At 36.7% G+C, this 18,591-nt stretch carries 20 protein-coding genes and 1 riboswitch; of the genes, 17 read left to right on the forward strand and 3 right to left on the reverse strand.

Annotation, left to right across the window (positions count from 1 at the left end; genetic code table 11):
• Together RTL21_RS11230 and RTL21_RS11235 are read left to right on the forward strand one after the other, a co-directional pair.
• The coding region (locus RTL21_RS11230) for a polyprenyl synthetase family protein (RefSeq protein WP_312095975.1) at positions 1 to 537 on the forward strand (537 nt) is incomplete at its 5' end.
• A gap of 35 nt (positions 538 to 572) precedes the next feature.
• On the forward strand, positions 573 to 1,307 hold the full coding sequence (locus tag RTL21_RS11235; protein ID WP_312095976.1) for an MBL fold metallo-hydrolase: 735 nt from the start codon (positions 573 to 575) through the stop codon (positions 1,305 to 1,307).
• A 19-nt stretch (positions 1,308 to 1,326) separates the two neighbouring features.
• Here RTL21_RS11235 and RTL21_RS11240 read toward each other — a convergent pair whose 3' ends face one another.
• Complete coding sequence (locus RTL21_RS11240; protein ID WP_396954437.1) at positions 1,327 to 1,818, reverse strand: GNAT family N-acetyltransferase; 492 nt, start codon at positions 1,816 to 1,818, stop codon at positions 1,327 to 1,329.
• A gap of 122 nt (positions 1,819 to 1,940) precedes the next feature.
• Between RTL21_RS11240 and RTL21_RS11245 the strand changes: the two genes are divergently transcribed.
• The 8 genes from RTL21_RS11245 to RTL21_RS11280 all read left to right on the forward strand — a co-directional run bounded on the left by RTL21_RS11245 (position 1,941) and on the right by RTL21_RS11280 (position 11,554).
• Positions 1,941 to 3,389 (forward strand): amidase family protein, encoded by a 1,449-nt coding sequence (locus RTL21_RS11245; protein WP_312095977.1) that lies wholly within the window; start codon positions 1,941 to 1,943, stop codon positions 3,387 to 3,389.
• A gap of 272 nt (positions 3,390 to 3,661) precedes the next feature.
• The gene (locus RTL21_RS11250; RefSeq protein ID WP_312095978.1) at positions 3,662 to 4,036 is read left to right on the forward strand and encodes a hypothetical protein; all 375 of its coding nucleotides are present in this window, start codon (positions 3,662 to 3,664) and stop codon (positions 4,034 to 4,036) included.
• 40 nt (positions 4,037 to 4,076) lie between these two features.
• The gene (locus RTL21_RS11255; RefSeq protein WP_312095979.1) at positions 4,077 to 4,775 is read left to right on the forward strand and encodes an SDR family oxidoreductase; all 699 of its coding nucleotides are present in this window, start codon (positions 4,077 to 4,079) and stop codon (positions 4,773 to 4,775) included.
• A 213-nt stretch (positions 4,776 to 4,988) separates the two neighbouring features.
• Positions 4,989 to 5,846: a GNAT family N-acetyltransferase gene (locus RTL21_RS11260; protein WP_312095980.1), complete on the forward strand. Its 858-nt coding sequence runs from the start codon at positions 4,989 to 4,991 to the stop codon at positions 5,844 to 5,846.
• Positions 5,847 to 5,880: 34 nt separating this feature from the next.
• Positions 5,881 to 7,488, forward strand: a complete 1,608-nt coding sequence (locus tag RTL21_RS11265; protein ID WP_312095981.1) for a PucR family transcriptional regulator — start codon at positions 5,881 to 5,883, stop codon at positions 7,486 to 7,488.
• 125 nt (positions 7,489 to 7,613) lie between these two features.
• Positions 7,614 to 8,888 (forward strand): cytosine permease, encoded by a 1,275-nt coding sequence (locus tag RTL21_RS11270; protein ID WP_312095982.1) that lies wholly within the window; start codon positions 7,614 to 7,616, stop codon positions 8,886 to 8,888.
• 23 nt (positions 8,889 to 8,911) lie between these two features.
• Positions 8,912 to 10,000, forward strand: a complete 1,089-nt coding sequence (locus RTL21_RS11275; protein WP_312095983.1) for an S-methyl thiohydantoin desulfurase family protein — start codon at positions 8,912 to 8,914, stop codon at positions 9,998 to 10,000.
• A 3-nt stretch (positions 10,001 to 10,003) separates the two neighbouring features.
• Positions 10,004 to 11,554, forward strand: coding sequence for a hydantoinase/oxoprolinase family protein (locus RTL21_RS11280; RefSeq protein ID WP_312095984.1), 1,551 nt, complete (start codon positions 10,004 to 10,006; stop codon positions 11,552 to 11,554).
• A gap of 44 nt (positions 11,555 to 11,598) precedes the next feature.
• Here the strand turns inward: RTL21_RS11280 and RTL21_RS11285 are convergent, their stop codons facing one another.
• The gene (locus RTL21_RS11285; protein ID WP_312095985.1) at positions 11,599 to 11,811 is read right to left on the reverse strand and encodes a helix-turn-helix domain-containing protein; all 213 of its coding nucleotides are present in this window, start codon (positions 11,809 to 11,811) and stop codon (positions 11,599 to 11,601) included.
• 284 nt (positions 11,812 to 12,095) lie between these two features.
• Between RTL21_RS11285 and RTL21_RS11290 the strand changes: the two genes are divergently transcribed.
• The 5 genes from RTL21_RS11290 to folE all read left to right on the forward strand — a co-directional run bounded on the left by RTL21_RS11290 (position 12,096) and on the right by folE (position 15,658).
• The gene (locus tag RTL21_RS11290; RefSeq protein WP_312095986.1) at positions 12,096 to 12,986 is read left to right on the forward strand and encodes a CPBP family intramembrane glutamic endopeptidase; all 891 of its coding nucleotides are present in this window, start codon (positions 12,096 to 12,098) and stop codon (positions 12,984 to 12,986) included.
• Between the two features lie 111 nt (positions 12,987 to 13,097).
• Positions 13,098 to 13,140, forward strand: a riboswitch (PreQ1 riboswitch).
• Between the two features lie 35 nt (positions 13,141 to 13,175).
• Positions 13,176 to 13,853, forward strand: coding sequence for a 7-cyano-7-deazaguanine synthase QueC (gene queC, locus RTL21_RS11295; protein ID WP_312095987.1), 678 nt, complete (start codon positions 13,176 to 13,178; stop codon positions 13,851 to 13,853).
• A gap of 4 nt (positions 13,854 to 13,857) precedes the next feature.
• Entirely contained in the window at positions 13,858 to 14,331 is a 474-nt protein-coding gene (gene queD / locus RTL21_RS11300) for a 6-carboxytetrahydropterin synthase QueD (protein WP_312095988.1), read from the forward strand.
• Positions 14,332 to 14,333: 2 nt separating this feature from the next.
• Entirely contained in the window at positions 14,334 to 15,062 is a 729-nt protein-coding gene (queE, locus tag RTL21_RS11305) for a 7-carboxy-7-deazaguanine synthase QueE (protein WP_312095989.1), read from the forward strand.
• Positions 15,063 to 15,094: 32 nt separating this feature from the next.
• Positions 15,095 to 15,658, forward strand: a complete 564-nt coding sequence (gene folE / locus RTL21_RS11310; protein WP_312095990.1) for a GTP cyclohydrolase I FolE — start codon at positions 15,095 to 15,097, stop codon at positions 15,656 to 15,658.
• A gap of 71 nt (positions 15,659 to 15,729) precedes the next feature.
• On the opposite strand, the gene RTL21_RS11315 is transcribed toward folE, so the two are convergent.
• The gene (locus tag RTL21_RS11315) at positions 15,730 to 17,121 is read right to left on the reverse strand and encodes an L-cystine transporter (RefSeq protein ID WP_312095991.1); all 1,392 of its coding nucleotides are present in this window, start codon (positions 17,119 to 17,121) and stop codon (positions 15,730 to 15,732) included.
• 276 nt (positions 17,122 to 17,397) lie between these two features.
• Here RTL21_RS11315 and RTL21_RS11320 point away from each other — a divergent pair, with 276 nt between their 5' ends.
• On the forward strand, positions 17,398 to 17,898 hold the full coding sequence (locus tag RTL21_RS11320; RefSeq protein ID WP_312095992.1) for a methylated-DNA--[protein]-cysteine S-methyltransferase: 501 nt from the start codon (positions 17,398 to 17,400) through the stop codon (positions 17,896 to 17,898).
• A gap of 311 nt (positions 17,899 to 18,209) precedes the next feature.
• Positions 18,210 to 18,413, forward strand: coding sequence for a hypothetical protein (locus RTL21_RS11325; protein WP_312095993.1), 204 nt, complete (start codon positions 18,210 to 18,212; stop codon positions 18,411 to 18,413).
• The last annotated feature ends 178 nt before the right edge of the window (positions 18,414 to 18,591 follow it).

Raw genomic sequence — 18,591 nt, forward strand, 5'->3', positions numbered from 1 at the left:
GGACTATTTCTTACACAGAAAGCGATTGAAGAGCAAGCTGCTTTACAAGCTTTTAATGAATCAAATGTATTAAAACTTATTCAATATACAACGAGAGCTACTGCTGATATGTGTAAAGGGCAGGTGATGGACTTAGAATCAAGAGGAAATCCATTATCTCTTCAAGAACTGAACACTCTTTGCTTTTATAAAACAGGTATCGGTTTTGAAGCAGCTCTTCTTATGCCGGCCATTTTAGCAGATGCTTCAACAGATGTCATCGATTTATTGAGAAAGTATGCCTATCATGCGGGAATCGCTTTTCAAATAAAAGACGATTTACTAGATTCTGAAGGAGAGCTAACAACATTAGGAAAGAAAACTGGCATGGACAAAGACAATGATACATCCACATTTGTGACGGTGCTAGGTGTGGAAGGTGCTCGAAAGGAAATGTGGGAGCATTATTGTATGGCATTAGATATAGTAGAATCATTACCGAAGAAAACCAACTTTTTAAAGTTCCTAGTAGATTATATGGTGAATCGAACTAGGTAATAATGAAGAAGAGGTTTAACGAAGGAGGACTAGCGATGAAGATTACTTTTTTAGGAAAATACGGAGGTTACCCTGGGAAGGAGAGTCCTACTTCTTCCTTCTTATTAGAGTCTGCAGGATTTCATTTATTGGTCGACTGTGGGAGTGGAGTATTATCGAAGGTTCAATCTTATATTGACTTAAAGGATTTAGATGCATGTATTCTTTCTCATTATCATCATGATCATATCGCTGATGTCGGATGCCTACAATATGCGATGTTAGTAGAGTCTAAACTTGGAAAACGAGCAGAGCCCTTCCCGATTTATGGGCATAAAAGAGATTCGAAATTTGATGAACTAACCCATGATGTCTATACAGAAGGAAGAGAAATATCGGTTGAGAAATTGGTTCACATTGGACCATTTAGCCTTTCCTTTTGTGAAACGACGCATCCTGTATATTGTTTGGCAATGAAAATACAGGCAAATGGAAAGACCGTTTTTTACACAGCAGATACAGAGTGGAAGGACGATTTGGTTTCTTTTGCGAAGAACGCAGATATTTTAATAAGTGAAGCAAGTATTTATAAGGAACAATACGGAGTGGTTAAGGGGCATCTTACAGGAGAAGAAGCAGGAAAACTAGCCGAACAGGCAGAAGTAAAACAGCTCTTTTTAACCCATCTGCCTCAATATGGTGAACAGGAAAAGCTAGTAGAAGAAGCAAAAGACGTCTATAATGGTCCTGTTCAGTTGGTATATCCAGGTTTAGAGATAGACGTAAAGTAGCTAAAAAAGCGTTGGTTTCTTAAATGAAATCAACACTTTTTTTAGATGTAGGGTGAGTATAAATCATGTTCATAAATTCAAATTCGCCACCGTTTGTCAATTGCTTAAACGTAGTTGTTTCTTTGAAGCCAGCTTTCCTATAAACCTTGATTGCACGTATATTAAATGTTGCTATCGCCAAGGTGATAAAGGAAGGAGAAAACTGCTCCATTAAAAATTTTAGTCCATTTGTTAAAAATATATATCCTATTCCTTGACCGGTTAAATCAGGTCTTAAACCGAGACCAATATCAATCGTATCGTTATCTATTTTGTTTATACTAAAAAAACCGATGAGTTGATTTTTTTCTGTAACTGCAAAAATAGAATTATTTCTTTGCTCACTATCTAGAAAAGCAGCTAAATCCTCGTCATCTTCCTCCATATCATAAAATCCATACATACCATCATAATGCCAGTTATAAGCAATTTCTTCTGCTTGTTCTTGTGTAATAAGCTGAAAGTGATACATGATTATCAGCTCCCTTTTAGAAGAATCATAACATATCTAAAAATTTAGATAAAACAATAAATTCTACTTCTCTAGATAATTTGAACAGGCTATACTTAAGAAAAGGGAAAGGGGTAAGGACTGTGAAAACAGAGAATAAAATTCCATATAATATAGAAGAAACAACTATTTTAGAGGTGCAAAGAGCACTGGAATCTGGTGCAGTAACTTCATTGGAGCTGACCAAGCAATATTTAGATCGAATTGCTACATACGATTCTACATTATGCTCCATTAGGGAAATCAATCCTGATGCATTAGAAATTGCAGCAGAGTTAGATAAAAAAAGACAGGAAATGGATCAAGTTGGGCTACTTTATGGGATTCCTGTTATTATAAAAGACAATATTGATACAAATGATTCGATGGCGACAACGGCCGGTTCCATTGCCCTAGAAAACAACTTTGCTAACGAGGATGCTTTTATTGTGAAAAAGCTTCGAGAAGCAGGAGCGATTATTATTGGAAAAGCTAACCTTTCCGAATTTGCAAATTTTATTACTAAATTGGATATGCCCAATGGGTACAGCTCTTTAGGTGGACAGGTAATGAATCCATATGGTCCTGGTGTCTGGGATGTTGGAGGTTCAAGCTCAGGGACTGGTGCAAGCATCGCTGCTAATTTTGCTGTGGTTGGAATAGGGACTGAAACATCTGGTTCGATTCTAAGTCCTGCTAGTAATAATTCACTCGTCGGGATTAAACCTACCCTTGGTCTTGTGAGCCGTACTGGAATTATCCCGTTAGCTCATAGTCAGGATACGGCAGGACCAATGACAAGAACGGTTAGTGATGCAGCCATTCTTTTAGGGATTATTGCAGGTGTAGATGAAAGCGACAAGGTGACGAAAACAAGTATAGGACAGCCAAGGGATTACACGGCATTTTTACAAACGGATGGCCTTAAAGGGAAAAGGATTGGGATCGATCGTTCTTTCTTACCGGAAGAGGAGGAGGAAGTAGCCTTATTTGAGGAAGCGATGGAAGAATTAGCAAAACAAGGTGCTGTTTTACTGGATGTTACGATTCCACGAGAAAAATTCGATTCCATTGTTCTTTATCATGAGTTCAAATATGGTATAAATAATTACTTACATAAACTTTCAGATGAAGTTCCTGTTCATTCATTAAGTGAGGTTATTGAATTTAATAAACAGCATCTAGACGTAGTTAAATACGGACAGACAATTCTTGAGTATTGTGACACGTTAAATGGCGATTTGGAAGATGCAAAGTATAAGGAGCATCGGGAAACGGATATTAGACTTTCTGCTACAGAGGGAATAGATAGAACGGTGAAAGAAAATCAATTAGATGTTTTAGTGTTTGCGAAATATTTAGGTTGTGCAATGCCTGCAAAAGCAGGATATCCATCTGTTACTGTTCCAGCGGGATATACAACAAAAGGAAAGCCAATGGGGATTACATTCTCTGGATTAGCTTATAGTGAACCTAGTTTAATAGAAATGGCATATAGTTATGAACAAGCGACAAAGCATCGAATCTCACCTGTATTAGATGTGAGAAAATAAGGAAGTAAGCAGTGTACATATAGTACGCTGCTTATTAGGCATAAGTAGCGTTAAGGGACAATATATTAATAGAAAGACTCCTTATTTAAATGTTAAATAGTTTGTTCTAGATTGATGTTCTAATATAAGATATAATAAAACCAATAAAGAAAGCTCTTACATTTGACTAGCACAACCAAAGTGGCTTAGAAAAAATTCGTCTAGTTGGGAGTTTCCTTACTAGTGATTGTTAGCAAAATAGTAGGATTTCGTGAATAGAGGAGGAAAAGGAATTGTCTTTAACACGTGTGCTGGTAGGTATATTTAAAAGTTTTGAAGAAACAAAGGAACAGCCTAAGGTTCCTGAATTAAAAACGCGCTATTATAAAAAAAGCCGTGATCGCTTGATGGAGACGATAAAGAATGTAGTGGAAAGAAAATTAGCGAATTGGGATATAAAAAAAGTTGATACAGATCGTGGCGAAATCGTATTAAGCAAAGGATCTAGTCTAATGATTATTACGATTTATAAACTAGCAGGGATGCAATCAGCGATTGATATTTATTGTTCAAAGGAAGGAGCTTTAGGAGATTTCGGCTCCAGCTATAAATATATACAACAATTTTTTAAAGCGCTTCATACGGAGATTCAGCCAGAAAAAGGATGAGGCTCCAGCAAAATGTAGAAAAAGAATGGGAGTGTAGGATATGAAAATTGTTCTTACAGGAGCTAATCGTGGATTAGGGATTCATCTTGCCAGAACTGCTTTGGAAAGAGGACATACTGTACTTGCGGGTGTACGAACCGTTGTAGAAGCTTCTCCTATTAATCTATTGAAAAAACAATTTCCAGACAAAGTTTATACATATTTCCTCGATGTTACGAATGAGGAATCTATTGCAAAAGCAGCAGAATTAGCAACAACCGATGTGGGGTCCATCGATGGGATTATTAATAATGCAGGAGTCCTAACAGAACGGGGAAAAACAATAGAAGAGCTAGACTTTAACGAAGTGCAGGTTACGATGGATGTAAATGTTTTAGGACCAATGAGAGTAATCAAACACTTTTTACCACTGCTACATAAGGAGAATAATCAAACGATTATCAATATTTCATCTGAAGCTGGAAGTATTCACAATGCTTATGGAGGTGACTTTCCATATGGCATTTCGAAAGCAGCGCTAAATATGTTTACTGTTCAATTATCAAGATATGTAAAAAACAAGAATATTGCGGTATACGCTGTTCATCCTGGCTGGATTAAAACAGATATGGGTGGAGATAATGCTACTGGCTATCCAGAAGAGTCAGCAAATGGAATTCTTGATATTCTGGAAGGAAAAATAGACACAAATAGCGAATTAGGATTTATTGATTTTAAAGGGAAAGAAATGAAAATTTAATAGATACTTTAGAAAAATCAGAAACATCTTGCGCGAAGCGAGTATTTTCTGATTTTTTTGCACTTTCGAAAGAGAAATAACCAACTCCATAAAAGGATGAGTGAATTACTAACAATTAAGGTGGATAAAAAAATCCCCACACAGGGGAGTTACCCATTATAATAGAAATATTATTTGTAATATTCCGTTGATTTTTCGAGAGAGGAGTATCAAATGAATAAGGAAGATATAGTTATGATGCAACAGTTAAATAAATCGCATATGAATGATTTACTTTCCTTAGCAACAATCGTTGGCTGGGATTATGATGTGGAAGAAATCGAAACTCTACTGGCTTCAGGAATAGTCTATGGACACTTAACGTTAGTGAAAACAGCAATATCCTGTGCTGCCATTATTCCATATGGTGACAATCTAGCATCTATTGGTATGGTAATCGTCCATCCGGAGTATAGAGGAAGAGGGCTAGCAAAAGGGTTACTGGTTCATTGTATGAACCAGGTTTCGAAGAATATGGCACTTATGTTAATTGCTACAAAAGAAGGCCGGCCAGTATATGAAAAATTAGGCTTTAAGGAGTATAGTCATGTAACCAAGCTTTTGGGTGAAGGCAATCAAGCAAAGATAGAATTGGATGGTTATACAATCCGTCCATTAGAGACAACAGATTTAGAAGAACTACTCGTATTAGATCAAGCTGCATTCGGTAGCTCAAGAGCACCATTTCTAGAGAATAGAATAAAGCAGGCAAAGGATACACTTGTTTTAAAGAATCAAAAAGGAATGATTGTCGGATATACTCTTTCCGTTGAAAAGCCTACTAATCTTGTTATAGGTCCAGTCGTCGCACAAAATGATGAACAGGCAATGTTCCTTATTCAAACAATCATCGCGACCTATAAGGGAAGGATAAGAATAGATGTAATGGATGGAAAGAGTACAATAATAGAAGAGCTACAAAAGCTAGGGTTTCAAATCGCAAATTGCCCTCCGGTAATGGTCAAGAATATCGAAGCATTTCCAGAGAGGAATGATAGCTTATATGCGATTGCGGCACAGGCTTATGGATAATTGTTGATGGGCACATAAGAAAGAGGTTATTTTCATGAGTATAAAATTAGAAGAGTTATTAAAGCTTCCATCCTTGCGTGAGGCAAAGGTAGTTGCCGGGGAAGAAGGGCTTTCGAAGCTAGTCTCCTCTATTTCTGTTTTAGAATATACGGAAGTCGATTCATTAAAGGAAGATTTATTTAATAATGATGAGTTTTATGGCAGTGAAATTGTCATTTCTGCTTTGATAATGATTAGAGACGACGTAGAGGCGCAATGTAGAACAATCGAACATTTACATAAAGTTGGGGAAATTGGATTAATTCTATATTATGTTGGCGTCTTTTTACCGAAAATAGATGATAAAGTCATCCAATTGGCCGATAGACTTGGTTTTACTTTAATTGTTATGCCAGAAAAGGAAATGTCGTTAAGATATAGTGAGGTTATTTATGAGGTAATTGAAGCGATTGTAAAGAATGATTTGGCTTCTACTAGTTTTGTAAGCGAGATGGTTGAACAAATTTCTGGAGTGCCTCTTCAGCAAAGAAATATGGATACAGTATTGAAGATATTAGCGGACCGAACACGTTCTTCTCTTGTTTTAGCTAATAAAAATAACCAGGTTATCCATGCAGTTACATGGCCAAGAACAAGCACAATGGATATCTTTCGAACGGTTGAACAATATAGAGAAATGGTAATAGACTCAGTTCATAGGGAAGAAAGGGATGCACTGCAACCTTTATTTATTTCAAAAAAATTAATTGCACAAGAAGGCATTGCTTCTATGAATTTATATATGATAAAGGAGAAAGATCCATTCGTGCGTGATACTGCGGTGCAATTAGCAGAAGTAGTGCAAGTATTTATTAATTTATGGGGAAAGCATTATGATGAAATAAGTACGGCAGAATTAATGAAGGCAATAATGAATGATGAAAGTGTAAAAATGCGGCGTCTGGCAAATATTTTAAATATAGACGTATCAGCTATTCATATGATGTGGCTAGTGGAAGTAGATCGTGCTTTAGAAGCAGAAAAAAACCTGCTGAAAGTGAAGGAATTTGTTAGGCAGAATTTCCATGTCTCTTTAGTTGATTTTTACCATCAAACGCTTGTTATCTTATTAGATAATTCTGTCATACAAGAGGATTCCTTTCAGTCGGCTAATCGATTACTCGATTGGTTGAGGGAGGACGAGGAATCATTTACTATAACGATTTGCCAGAATATGAACAATACAACAGATGTTCAGCAAGCATATCTCACTTGTAGTGAATATACAAAGATGGCGAAAATCATTTATCCTTATAAAAAGATACTTACACTTCAAGAAATTAACTTTGCAGCAGAGTGTTTTTATTTAATGAATGGTGGAGAACTTGCAATCGAAAAAGCGCTTCAGCCGCTTTCTCCCATTATGGACCATGCTACCCAAGCAGAAGAGCTTTTAAGCACACTTACGGTTTATTTATTAGAGGGAAATAACCGTTTTCAAGAAACAGCAGATATCCTATATTTACATAAAAATACGATTAAATATCGAATCCAAAGGATTGCAGAAATTCTCAAATATCCTGTTACGAAATCTCCTGAAATATTTCAACTATATAAAGCGGTTGCAATATATCGAATGTTAACGGAGATAAAAGAGCAGTAAAATAGAAAAGAGCATTTTTTGTTTTATTTAAAAAAAAAATGCTCTTTTTATTTTTCCATTTAGCTAAATACATACTGGAGAGTTATCGTTATAATTAGCAATAATCAAGTATAGGAGGCGTGAAAATGAGTGATGAAAGGGATGTGAATCAAGAAACACAATCTTGGCAGAGTTTGGCGTTTTTATGGACAGGCTCGATGATTTGTGTACCTAGCTTATTGATTGGTGGAACATTAGTAAGTGGGATGCCTTTATGGGAAGCAATACTTGTTGGATTATTAGGTTATGGAATTATTGTTGTGTTAATGATATTCCAAGGAATTCAAAGTAGTGATGTACATAAGCCGACGGTTAGTGTAGCCTCCCAAGTTTTTGGAGAACAGGGATCAAAGAAAATTATTTCGATAATTCTCGCAATAGCATGTTTAGGATGGTTTGGAATACAAGCAAATGTATGTGGTGTAGCGTTTTCCCAATTTTTAAGTGTATATGGAATAAGTCTTCCAGTACCTGTTTCCTCTCTTATTTGGGGAGTAATCATGCTGCTATCAGCAATCTACGGAATAAAAATACTGAATATTCTTAATTATATTGCAGTCCCAATTTTGCTTGCTGTTTGTATTTATGCAGTGACCGTTTCTCTAATGGGTGATGGGGTGTCTCAGATTTCTACTTATATTCCTGCTGGATCGATGTCCTTCTTATCTGGTCTGTCAATTACAATTGGTTCCTTCGCATTAGGAGCAGTTATCGCTGGTGATTATTCTCAATATGCAAAATCTCGTGGGGATGTTAGCAAGGCTGCACTTATTGGCATTTTGCCTTCTGGTGTTCTAATGATTGCAGTAGGCGCAATATTGACTCTTACAGCTGGAACAGCCGATATTACAAGCGTATTTACTGAATTAGGTTTACCTGTTTTAGGGATTATCGCGCTTGTTTTAGCAACATGGACAACGAATGCAGTAAATGCCTTTTCAGGAGGCATTGCTATTATAAATGTGTTTAATATTTCTAAAGAGAAAGAGCGTATGGCAGTAGCTATTGCAGGAGGAGTAGGCACGCTTTTAGCAGTTGTCGGTATTCTAGACTATTTTGTTCCTATTATGTCTGTGCTTTCTGCGATGATACCTCCTGTTGCTGGAGTGATGATTGCATCTTATTGGGTTATCCATAAGGGCGATAAAACGAAATGGACTAGTATAGAAGGCGTAAATTCACTAGGGGTAATTTCTTGGCTAATTGGTGCAGCCATTGCAGGCATTCCCGTTATTTTTTCCTTTTTCCCTAGTTTGCCTCAGTTTCCAAATCAGCCATTGATTGGGATGGTTATTTCCTTTGTGTTTTATTTAGTAGCAAGAAATATTATTGTACAAAAAGAAGTATCGATTAATCAATAAATTGAACAACTGGAGGTAGCAACATGCGATATCTGAATGAGGAAGCAATTGAGAATATAGCAGTAGGAGCAGCATTTTTAGGTACTGGTGGTGGAGGCGACCCATATATCGGGAAGATGATGGCTCTTTCGGCAATAAAAGAAAATGGTCCTGTACAACTATTGTCGCCTGAAGAAGTAGAAAATGATGACTTTTTTATCCCGGCAGCAATGATGGGGGCGCCGTCGGTATTGATTGAGAAATTTCCGAAGGGGGATGAGTTCGTACGCGTATTTCAAAAACTAGGTCAATATTTGAATAAAGAAGTAAAGGGAACATTTCCGATGGAAGCAGGTGGAGTCAATTCAATGATTCCTATTGTTGTCGCTGCACAGTTAGGTTTGCCATTAATTGATTGTGATGGAATGGGTCGGGCATTCCCAGAGCTACAAATGGTTACCTTTCATTTAAATGGTGTTTCTTCTACCCCAATGGCTATTACGGATGAAAAAGGGAATATCGGCATTATGGAAACAATTGATAATAAATGGACTGAACGGATTGCAAGAGTTGCGACCGTTGAGATGGGAGCTAGCTCTTTAGTAAGTATATATCCTTGTACGGGTGAACAGTTGAAAAAGTACAGTGTCAAAAATATCATCACCTTGTCGGAACAAATCGGAGAAATTATTCGTTCCAATGACGAGGACGAAACGATTAAATTAAGAGAACTATTAGAAATCACGAATGGATATCATTTATTTGACGGGAAAATTATTGATGTGGACCGGAATACAAAAGGAGGATTTAATAGAGGCTGTGTTACGCTAGATGGTTTGGAAAATTATTTGGGCGAAAAGGTGCAAGTGTTTTTTCAAAATGAAAATTTAGTAGCTGAAAAGAATGGAAAGCCACTTGCGATGACACCTGATCTCATCTGTTTAGTAGATTTAGAGACATTAAATCCTATTACGACCGAATCATTAAAGTATGGAAAAAGAGTAAGATTGCTAGCGTTGCCTGCTGATCCACAATGGCGGTCAGAAAAGGGGATTGAAACTGTGGGACCAAAGTATTTCGGATACGATCTTTCCTATACACCATTAGAGGAACTTGTAAGAAAGGAAGTGTAATAGATGTATAAAGTTGGTATTGATGTTGGAGGAACAAATACGGATGCTGTTATTCTTGATGAAAAGTTAAATCTAATTCATCAAGTGAAAATGCCTACGAGTGAAGACATCGAGTCGGGGATTGTCTCCGCTTTAAAAAAGGTATTAGAAGAATCAGGAATTGATCGAGAAAAAGTAACGCATGCCATGCTAGGAACTACTCAATGCACCAATGCAATTGTTGAAAGAAAAAAATTAGCAAAAGTAGGGGTTATCCGTCTCGGCTATCCAGCAACCGCCTCTGTCCTTCCTTATACTGCGTGGCCAGAAGAAATGGTGACTGTATTATCCGGTCAGTACCGTTTGGCTGGTGGCGGATATGAGTATGATGGACAAGTACTTTCTCATTTTTCGGAGAAAGAAATACGGGATATCTTGCAAGAATGGGATGGGAAAGTGGAAGCAGTAGCAGTTATTGGCGTCTTTTCTTCTTTAAAAAATGACCAAGAGCTTCGAGTAATGGAACTAGTGGAAGAAGTGATGGGAGAAGAAATCCCGGTTTCTTGTTCTTCCTTAATTGGTTCCGTAGGATTAATTGAAAGAGAGAATGCAACGATATTAAATAGCGCGTTATTTAAGGTTATTGCAATGACAAGCAATGGCTTTGAAAATGCATTAAAAGAAGAAGGAATAAAGGATGCACAAGTATTCCTCTGTCAAAATGATGGAACGTTAATGTCGATTGATTATGCTCGGAAATATCCGATTTTAACGATTGCTTGTGGACCAACAAATAGTATTCGTGGGGCGTCCTATTTAGCTGGTATTAAAGATGCTATGGTGCTAGATGTAGGAGGAACGACGTCGGATATTGGAGTATTAACTGGTGGATTTCCTCGTGAATCATCTCTGGCTGTTGATGTAGGCGGTGTCCGCACAAATTTCCGTATGCCTGATATTGTATCCATCGGTTTAGGTGGCGGAAGTATCGTCAGAAAAGGGGATAATGGGGTAACGATTGGTCCAGACAGTGTAGGCTATCGAATTACAGAAGAAGCTTTAGTATTTGGTGGTAACACGCTTACGACAACAGATATTGCTGTACGTTTAGGGATGACGGAGGTTGGTAATCCAGCATTAGTAGCCCATATAGATGAATCGTTAGCCAAACAAGCCTATGAAAAAATAGCTTTAATGACAGAAGAGGCCATTGATAAAATGAAAACGAGCAATCATGATGCAACAGTCGTTTTAGTTGGCGGCGGAAGCATTATTATTCCAAGACAGTTAAAAGGTGTGAAAGAAATCATTCATAATGAGAATGGTGCAGTCGCGAATGCGATTGGCGCATCGATTTCTCAAATAAGCGGACAATTTGAGCAAATATACATTTATTCTCAAATTTCTCGCGATGATGCACGGAAAGATGCGGAAGAAAGAGCGAGACAACAGGCGATATTAGCTGGTGCGAGAGTAGAAACGATTGAGCTTGTGGAAATAGAAGAAATACCACTTGCCTATCATCCAGGCAATGCTACAAGACTACGAGTGAAAGTAGTAGGAGAGCTAACATAATTTGCATATTTAAAGCAAGAAGAAAAAAGAGAAAATGGCTTTAGTCATTTTCTCTTTCTGTTTATGAGCGCAATTATATCCGACCTTAAAAAAACCCTTTCTTTTGAGTCAGCTTTAACAGGTTCTAAAACCCCCTTTTTAACACAGTCATGGATATATTCCTTTGTGCATCCTAGCAGCTCGGTAACTTCAGAGGAGAAAACTAATTCATTTTCTAAGTACGTTCGTAGTTCTCTATCATTTTCAAATGGAATCATCCTCATCCTCCCAATTTTATTATTTTATTAATAATAAATATCTAATACCCAAAATATAAAACAAACAATCGTTACAGTAAAAAATACATATCCCAGTCTATATTCAAAACTATTAAATATTAGCTCGAAAAGCATCCACGATAACCTATAATTTGCATTTTTATGCTTTCGAATGGGACGTTTATAATAACTAATGAATGCATATATTTTCCAGAGGGAAATAGATATAATGAGGAGAGGAATGCATGCTAAAAAAAGAATGGCAAAGAAATAGGAGGAAAATGATGTTTAAAAATAAGCTGGGGAAAGTAAGATCAGGATGGCTCATTTTGCTAGCTTTAGTAGCAACTATGATTGTTCAATCATTATTAATGATTCCAGGGATGGTTATTCCTGTAATGAGTGAAGTGTTAAATAATCCAAATGGTTTCAATGTGAATCTTGAAGAACTAACGGACAATTCGCCATGGTTCATACTTCTCACACAGGGAGTAGGATTAATTGGCGGAATCGTGATGCTATTTATTTTATGGAGGTTTGTTAATAAGAAAAGAATTTCAGAAATGGGATTTAAAAAATTTTCTCCAGATTTTATTACTGGTTTAGCGATTGGAGCAGTATCTATCGTTGTTATCTTTTTAATTCTTTTTTTCACAAAGAATATTGAGTTAACTAATTCGCTTCGTTCACCGGACTTTTCTGCCTATACCCTTTCCTATCTGCTGTTTTTTATTTTAGTAGGTTTTTCAGAGGAGCTAACATTTAGAGGCTACATTATGTCTACGCTCGCAGATAATGGTAACTCGAAGACAGTGGTATATATCGTTTCATCACTTGTTTTTGGCATTGCACATTTATTAAATCCGAATGTAGCGATTCTTGGAATCGTTAATATTTTTCTTGTGGGGCTTTTGTTTGCTTATATGTATGATAAGACAAAAAGCCTATGGATGCCGATTGGCTATCATATAACGTGGAATTATTTCCAAGGAAATGTGTTTGGCTTCCCCGTTAGTGGTACGACTCCATATGGCCTTTACGGTATCGATGTTTCCGTGGGAAATGATTGGTTAACAGGTGGTTCTTTTGGTCTAGAAGGAGGGTTTCTTGCAACTTTAATGATTGCTTGTGGATTCATTGTTACCAATTTATATACAAAGAAAAGACTAGCGTAGTGTTCATATAAATCTTGTTTAGAGAAAAAGTAATATTCTATATAGAATAATTGATGAATATACGGTATAATAAGTCGAGTTAAAACAATAGTATAGTAAAATCCGTATACTACGGTGGAGGTTCTAGCTACCCTCTTTAAAAAACTAAGAAAAACAGGACTGCTTTCTTAGTAGTGCTGTTTTTTCTATATGAAGGAGATTTTAGAAATGAAAAATGAAAAAGCGGTTGTTGTATTTAGTGGTGGTCAAGATAGCACTACCTGTTTATTTTGGGCAATGAAAAACTTCAAAGAAGTAGTGGCTGTAACGTTTGACTACAATCAAAGACATATTACAGAAATTGAATGTGCGAAGAAAATTACTGAAGAGCTTGGTATTAAGCATCATATTCTTGATATGTCCCTGCTAAATCAGCTTGCGCCAAATGCTTTAACGAGAGACGATATTGCGGTTGAAGAAGGAAAAGATGGGGCATTGCCTTCCACATTTGTTCCTGGACGCAATTTATTATTTATGTCATTTGCGGGTGTGTTAGCTAGCCAGATTCAAGCAAAGCATATTGTAACAGGTGTTTGTGAGACAGACTTTAGTGGTTATCCTGACTGTCGTGACATTTTTATTAAGTCGTTGAATGTAACACTAAATCTTTCAATGGATAATCAATTTGTAATTCATACTCCACTAATGTGGTTAAATAAAGCGGAAACTTGGGAGCTAGCAGATGAGCTAGGAGCCTTTAATTTTGTTCGAGAAAAAACACTAACATGCTATAACGGAATTGTGGCAGATGGCTGTGGAGAGTGTCCAGCTTGTAAGCTACGTCAAAAGGGCTTGGATGAATATTTAGCTGTTCGAAAGGGGCTATAATTAGATGCATGACTTTCGAATTGTAGAGAAACTGCAAAAGTTTGGAGAAGATATTTCTTCTAAGCAATTGAAATATCATCATAAACGCGTCATGGTGAGTAAAGAATTCACCTTTGATGCTGCACATCACTTACATGCCTATGAAGGGAAATGCATGAATCTTCATGGACATACGTATAAAGTTGTTTTCGGCATTAGCGGCTATTTAGATGACCGTGGCTTAATGATTGATTTTGGTGACATTAAGAATATTTGGAAGAGGGATATTGAAATTTATTTGGATCATCGTTATTTAAATGAAACACTTCCGCCAATGAATACAACAGCAGAAAACATTGTTTATTGGATTTTTGAAAAAATGGAAGAAGCATTAAAAAAGGATGAGATAAAGCAAGCAGATAATGGGGCAAGAGTGGAATTTGTACGTCTCTATGAAACTCCTACTAGTTATGCAGAAATGAGAAGGGAGTGGATTTGAGAATGAGTAAGGTCCCTGTTATGGAAATATTTGGGCCGACCATTCAAGGAGAAGGAATGGTCATTGGTCAAAAAACGATGTTTGTTCGTACTGCAGGCTGTGATTATTCCTGTGCTTGGTGTGATTCTGCTTTTACATGGGATGGCAGTGGAAAAGAGCTAATCAAGCAAATGCAGGCAGAAGAAATTTGGGATGAGCTAGTTCGTTTAGGTGGCAATGGTTTTTCCTTTGTCACGCTTTCTGGCGGAAATCCAGCCCTATTGAAAAATCTTTCCTTTTTGGTACAGTTATTAAAGGAAAAGGAAATAAAAATTGGCCTTGAAACACAGGGAAGCAAATGGCAGGATTGGTTTGTGGATATTGATGAACTGACGATTTCACCTAAACCACCAAGTTCTAAGATGAATACTGATTTTGACATATTAGATTCGATTATGCAAAGATTAAGAGATGCTAATCGGAGTAATCATATTAGTCTAAAAGTAGTTGTATTTTCAGATGAAGATTATGAATATGCCAAGAAAGTTCATCTGCGTTATCCAGATGTTCCTTTTTTCCTGCAGGTTGGAAATGAAGATAATAAAACGACAGAAAACACACAATTAGTCGAGCAATTACTGACTAAATATGAGTGGCTGATTGATAAAACAATGCTTGATCATGAGTTCAAAAATGTAAAGGTACTTCCACAGCTACATACGTACATTTGGGGAAATAAGCGTGGAGTGTAGATAACCGGGAAGATATTTAGGAGGATTTTGGAATGAGTAAAATTAATATTCCTCAAATAGAGGAGGCAATTCGCTTATTATTAGAAGCGGTTGGAGAAGATCCAAATAGAGAAGGATTATTGGATACTCCGAAACGTGTTGCAAAAATGTATGAAGAAGTTTTTTCAGGTCTAACAATTGATCCAAAAGAATATTTTGAAACCATTTTTCATGAAGACCATGAAGAATTGGTGCTAGTAAAGGACATTCCTTTTTACTCAATGTGTGAGCATCACTTAGTTCCTTTCTATGGAAAAGCACATGTAGCTTATATTCCTAAAGGAGGAAGAGTGGCTGGATTAAGCAAGCTTGCAAGAGCAATTGAGGCAGTTTCGAAACGCCCGCAATTGCAGGAGAGAATTACGTCTACGGTTGCAGATACGATGATGGAAACACTCGAGCCACACGGAGTAATGGTTGTTGTGGAAGCAGAGCATATGTGTATGACAATGCGCGGGGTGAAAAAGCCTGGTGCTAAAACAGTTACATCTGCCGTTCGTGGTGTTTTCCAAACTGACAGTGATAAGCGAGCAGAAGTATTTGCGATGATAAAATAAGAATTGAAGCAAAAACAATTCAATAAGATATAAAAAAAGCAAAGCTCCATTTATGGGCTTTGCTTTTTATTTTATGCGATATTTTCAGAAGCATCGATGTCGTCAGACTGATATTTTTTCGTATCTAATTCACCAAGTGTTTTACTTGTTACGACACCAGAAACCATGGATCCACTTACATTTAGAGCAGTACGGCCCATATCAATGAGTGGTTCAACGGAGATTAATACCCCAGCTAAAGCAACTGGTAAGTTTAATGTAGAAAGAACGATTAATGTTGCAAAAGTTGCTCCTCCACCAACTCCAGCTACCCCAAAAGAACTGATCATAACAACGATGATTAAGGTTGCGATGAAAGAAGGGGATAAAGGATTAATGCCTTGTGTTGGTGCTATCATAACAGCAAGCATTGCTGGATAGATGCCGGCACAGCCGTTTTGACCAATGGATACCCCAAAGGATGCGGCAAAGTTTGCGATGGATTCAGGTACACCTAATTTATTTTTTTGTGCTTCAATGTTTAATGGCATTGTTCCAGCACTCGTACGTGATGTAAATGCGAAAGTAAGAACAGGCCAAACTTTTTTCACATATTGCTTTGGACTAAGTCCCAAAACAGCAAGAATGATTAAATGAATAATAAACATCGCAATTAATGCTACATAAGAAGCAATAACAAATTTACCTAATTTCACGATGGCATCAAAGTTACTTCCTGCAACGGTTTTTGCCATTAACGCAAGAATTCCATATGGAGTTAATCGAAGTACTAATGTTACAATTCGCATAACAACCGTATGTATAGCTTCCACGAGCTTTTGGAAAAATGCTGCTTGCTCTGGGTTTTTTCTTTTAATACCAAGGAAGGCGATACCAACAAATGCTGCAAAAATAACTACTGCAATGGTAGATGTTGGTCTAGCACCTGTTAAATCTTGAAATGGGTTAGCTGGTAAAAAGCTAAGAATTTTTTGAGGTACTGTAGTGCTTTGTACTTCTCCTAAGCTTTCTTCTAATTGCTGACCTCGAAGAACTTCAGCGTCTCCAGCATTTACATCAATAGCCTTTAAATCAAATCCAGCGGATGCTGCAATCCCGATTCCAGCTGAGATAGCTGTAGTAAGTAATAATGTTCCGATTACAAGACCGCTGATCTTCCCAAGATTAGCTGATTTTTCAAGCTTTGTGAATGCGGCAATAATCGAAATAAAGACTAGCGGCATAACAATCATTTGCAATAGTTTTACATAGCCGCTACCGACTAAACCAAACCAATCATTCGTAACTGTGATTACGTCAGAAGTAGGCTCGTAAAACAATTGTAGGATTGCACCGAATATAATCCCAAGTCCTAATCCTGTAAATACACGTTTAGAAAAGGAAATATGTTTCTTTTGCATATAGAAAAGAACACTAAGCAAAATAAGTAAAATAATAATGTTTAAAATAGCAAAAATGTTCAACGCTTTGTCCTCCTTTAATATTATTTAATTCCTATAGGGTAAATGGGAATTAAATAAATTCTTTAAAAGACTACCATTATTCCTCCTATTTGTAAATATGAAATGAAAAAAACAGTTAAAATTTTTATGGAACGAATAGTTTAAGGAGTTTTTACTAATTTGATAAAAAGGGAGAGGGGTAATGGTAGTTTACAGAATCTATTTAATAAATACTAGTGCTTATCATATCCCTTTCTGATAAACTATATAGCAAATAAGGCTTTATGGGGGAATATGATGTTTACAATCGATTACCATTCTCCGATTGGAGTGATAGAGATAAGTGGAACGGAAAAGGCTGTTTATTCTATCTTGTTTTCGGAGAAAAAACTTCCAGAAAATGTAATAGATGAGTATACACCTGATGTATTAGTTACATGCTTCAAGCAATTAGAAGAATATTTTAACGGCAAACGACATGATTTTTCTTTTCCAATGGAAATGGAGGGAACTCCTTTTCAAACAAAAGTATGGAATGCGTTAGCAAGTATTCCTTATGCAGCAACCGGATCCTATAAAGATATCGCTAATAATATCGGAAATGAGAAGGCGGTGCGTGCAGTTGGAAGTGCAAATGGCAGAAATAAGCTGTGTATTGTAGTACCTTGTCATCGAATTATTGGAGCCAATGGAACGTTAACTGGGTATGCTGGCGGTTTATGGAGAAAAGAATGGTTGCTTAGTCATGAGCAGAAATCTAAAATAACAATCCCTTCAGGACAATATACAGTCAAATGAATGAAAAAAGCAGCAAACTCCCTTTTTAGAAAATTTGCTGCTTCTTTTTTAGAACTATAAAAAGCTCTATAAGAGTACCAGCTCCACCTACGCTAAGTACGATGATAACCACTGATGTTATCCAACCTAATTTACATTATATTTGAAAACGATTACAAAATCAAACATTGTGAATCGATGAACGAATTTTTCCGAATATTATTACTTTTTAGGATAATATTCCCAGTTTTTATAAGGAGAATAAATTCATAGATTTTAAGCATAAATTATAGTCGATAGAAAATCCTATAAGGAAAAGGGAGGTGCCTTAAATGGATGAACAAAAAGGGCAGCAAATGCCTGACTTTGATCGTTTAAATGATAGGATTATTGCGGAAGGTTCAGAAATACCTAGTGTATCGATTAAAACAAACGTAGATCCTAAAAATGTACTGGAAGACAATCCTTATTTTGATAAATCGAAAACATACAGTGAAGAAGAATTGGCGAAGCTAAAGAAGTTTTTTGGAGGTTAGGTGACGGATTACACTAAGGAGAGAATAATAAAAAGTTGAAAGTTCCATTGTAGATGATCTGTGTAACTTATTACATAAAGTCAGCTGCAGAGGGGCTTTTTTGTTTCTTGTCTGCTCAAGCTAAAAGTTTAAAATGTACCCTATAGAGTAGACACTAAAAAAAAGTCTACCTGTAGGG

Origin of the sequence: Niallia sp. (assembly GCF_031978665.1) — a bacterium.
Classification (GTDB): domain Bacteria; phylum Bacillota; class Bacilli; order Bacillales; family Cytobacillaceae; genus Niallia.

Bases quoted from the DNA above. Each gene is read 5' to 3' on its own strand.
- RTL21_RS11265 (WP_312095981.1), top strand. From the start codon at position 5,881: ATGAGTATAAAATTAGAAGAGTTATTAAAGCTTCCATCCTTGCGTGAG.
- RTL21_RS11270 (WP_312095982.1), top strand. From the start codon at position 7,614: ATGAGTGATGAAAGGGATGTGAATCAAGAAACACAATCTTGGCAGAGT.
- RTL21_RS11240 (WP_396954437.1), bottom strand. From the start codon at position 1,818: ATGTATCACTTTCAGCTTATTACACAAGAACAAGCAGAAGAAATTGCT.
- RTL21_RS11255 (WP_312095979.1), top strand. From the start codon at position 4,077: ATGAAAATTGTTCTTACAGGAGCTAATCGTGGATTAGGGATTCATCTT.
- RTL21_RS11260 (WP_312095980.1), top strand. From the start codon at position 4,989: ATGAATAAGGAAGATATAGTTATGATGCAACAGTTAAATAAATCGCAT.
- queC (WP_312095987.1), top strand. From the start codon at position 13,176: ATGAAGGAGATTTTAGAAATGAAAAATGAAAAAGCGGTTGTTGTATTT.
- RTL21_RS11290 (WP_312095986.1), top strand. From the start codon at position 12,096: ATGTTTAAAAATAAGCTGGGGAAAGTAAGATCAGGATGGCTCATTTTG.
- RTL21_RS11235 (WP_312095976.1), top strand. From the start codon at position 573: ATGAAGATTACTTTTTTAGGAAAATACGGAGGTTACCCTGGGAAGGAG.
- RTL21_RS11280 (WP_312095984.1), top strand. From the start codon at position 10,004: ATGTATAAAGTTGGTATTGATGTTGGAGGAACAAATACGGATGCTGTT.
- folE (WP_312095990.1), top strand. From the start codon at position 15,095: ATGAGTAAAATTAATATTCCTCAAATAGAGGAGGCAATTCGCTTATTA.
- RTL21_RS11285 (WP_312095985.1), bottom strand. From the start codon at position 11,811: ATGATTCCATTTGAAAATGATAGAGAACTACGAACGTACTTAGAAAAT.
- queD (WP_312095988.1), top strand. From the start codon at position 13,858: ATGCATGACTTTCGAATTGTAGAGAAACTGCAAAAGTTTGGAGAAGAT.
- RTL21_RS11325 (WP_312095993.1), top strand. From the start codon at position 18,210: ATGGATGAACAAAAAGGGCAGCAAATGCCTGACTTTGATCGTTTAAAT.
- queE (WP_312095989.1), top strand. From the start codon at position 14,334: ATGAGTAAGGTCCCTGTTATGGAAATATTTGGGCCGACCATTCAAGGA.
- RTL21_RS11275 (WP_312095983.1), top strand. From the start codon at position 8,912: ATGCGATATCTGAATGAGGAAGCAATTGAGAATATAGCAGTAGGAGCA.
- RTL21_RS11320 (WP_312095992.1), top strand. From the start codon at position 17,398: ATGTTTACAATCGATTACCATTCTCCGATTGGAGTGATAGAGATAAGT.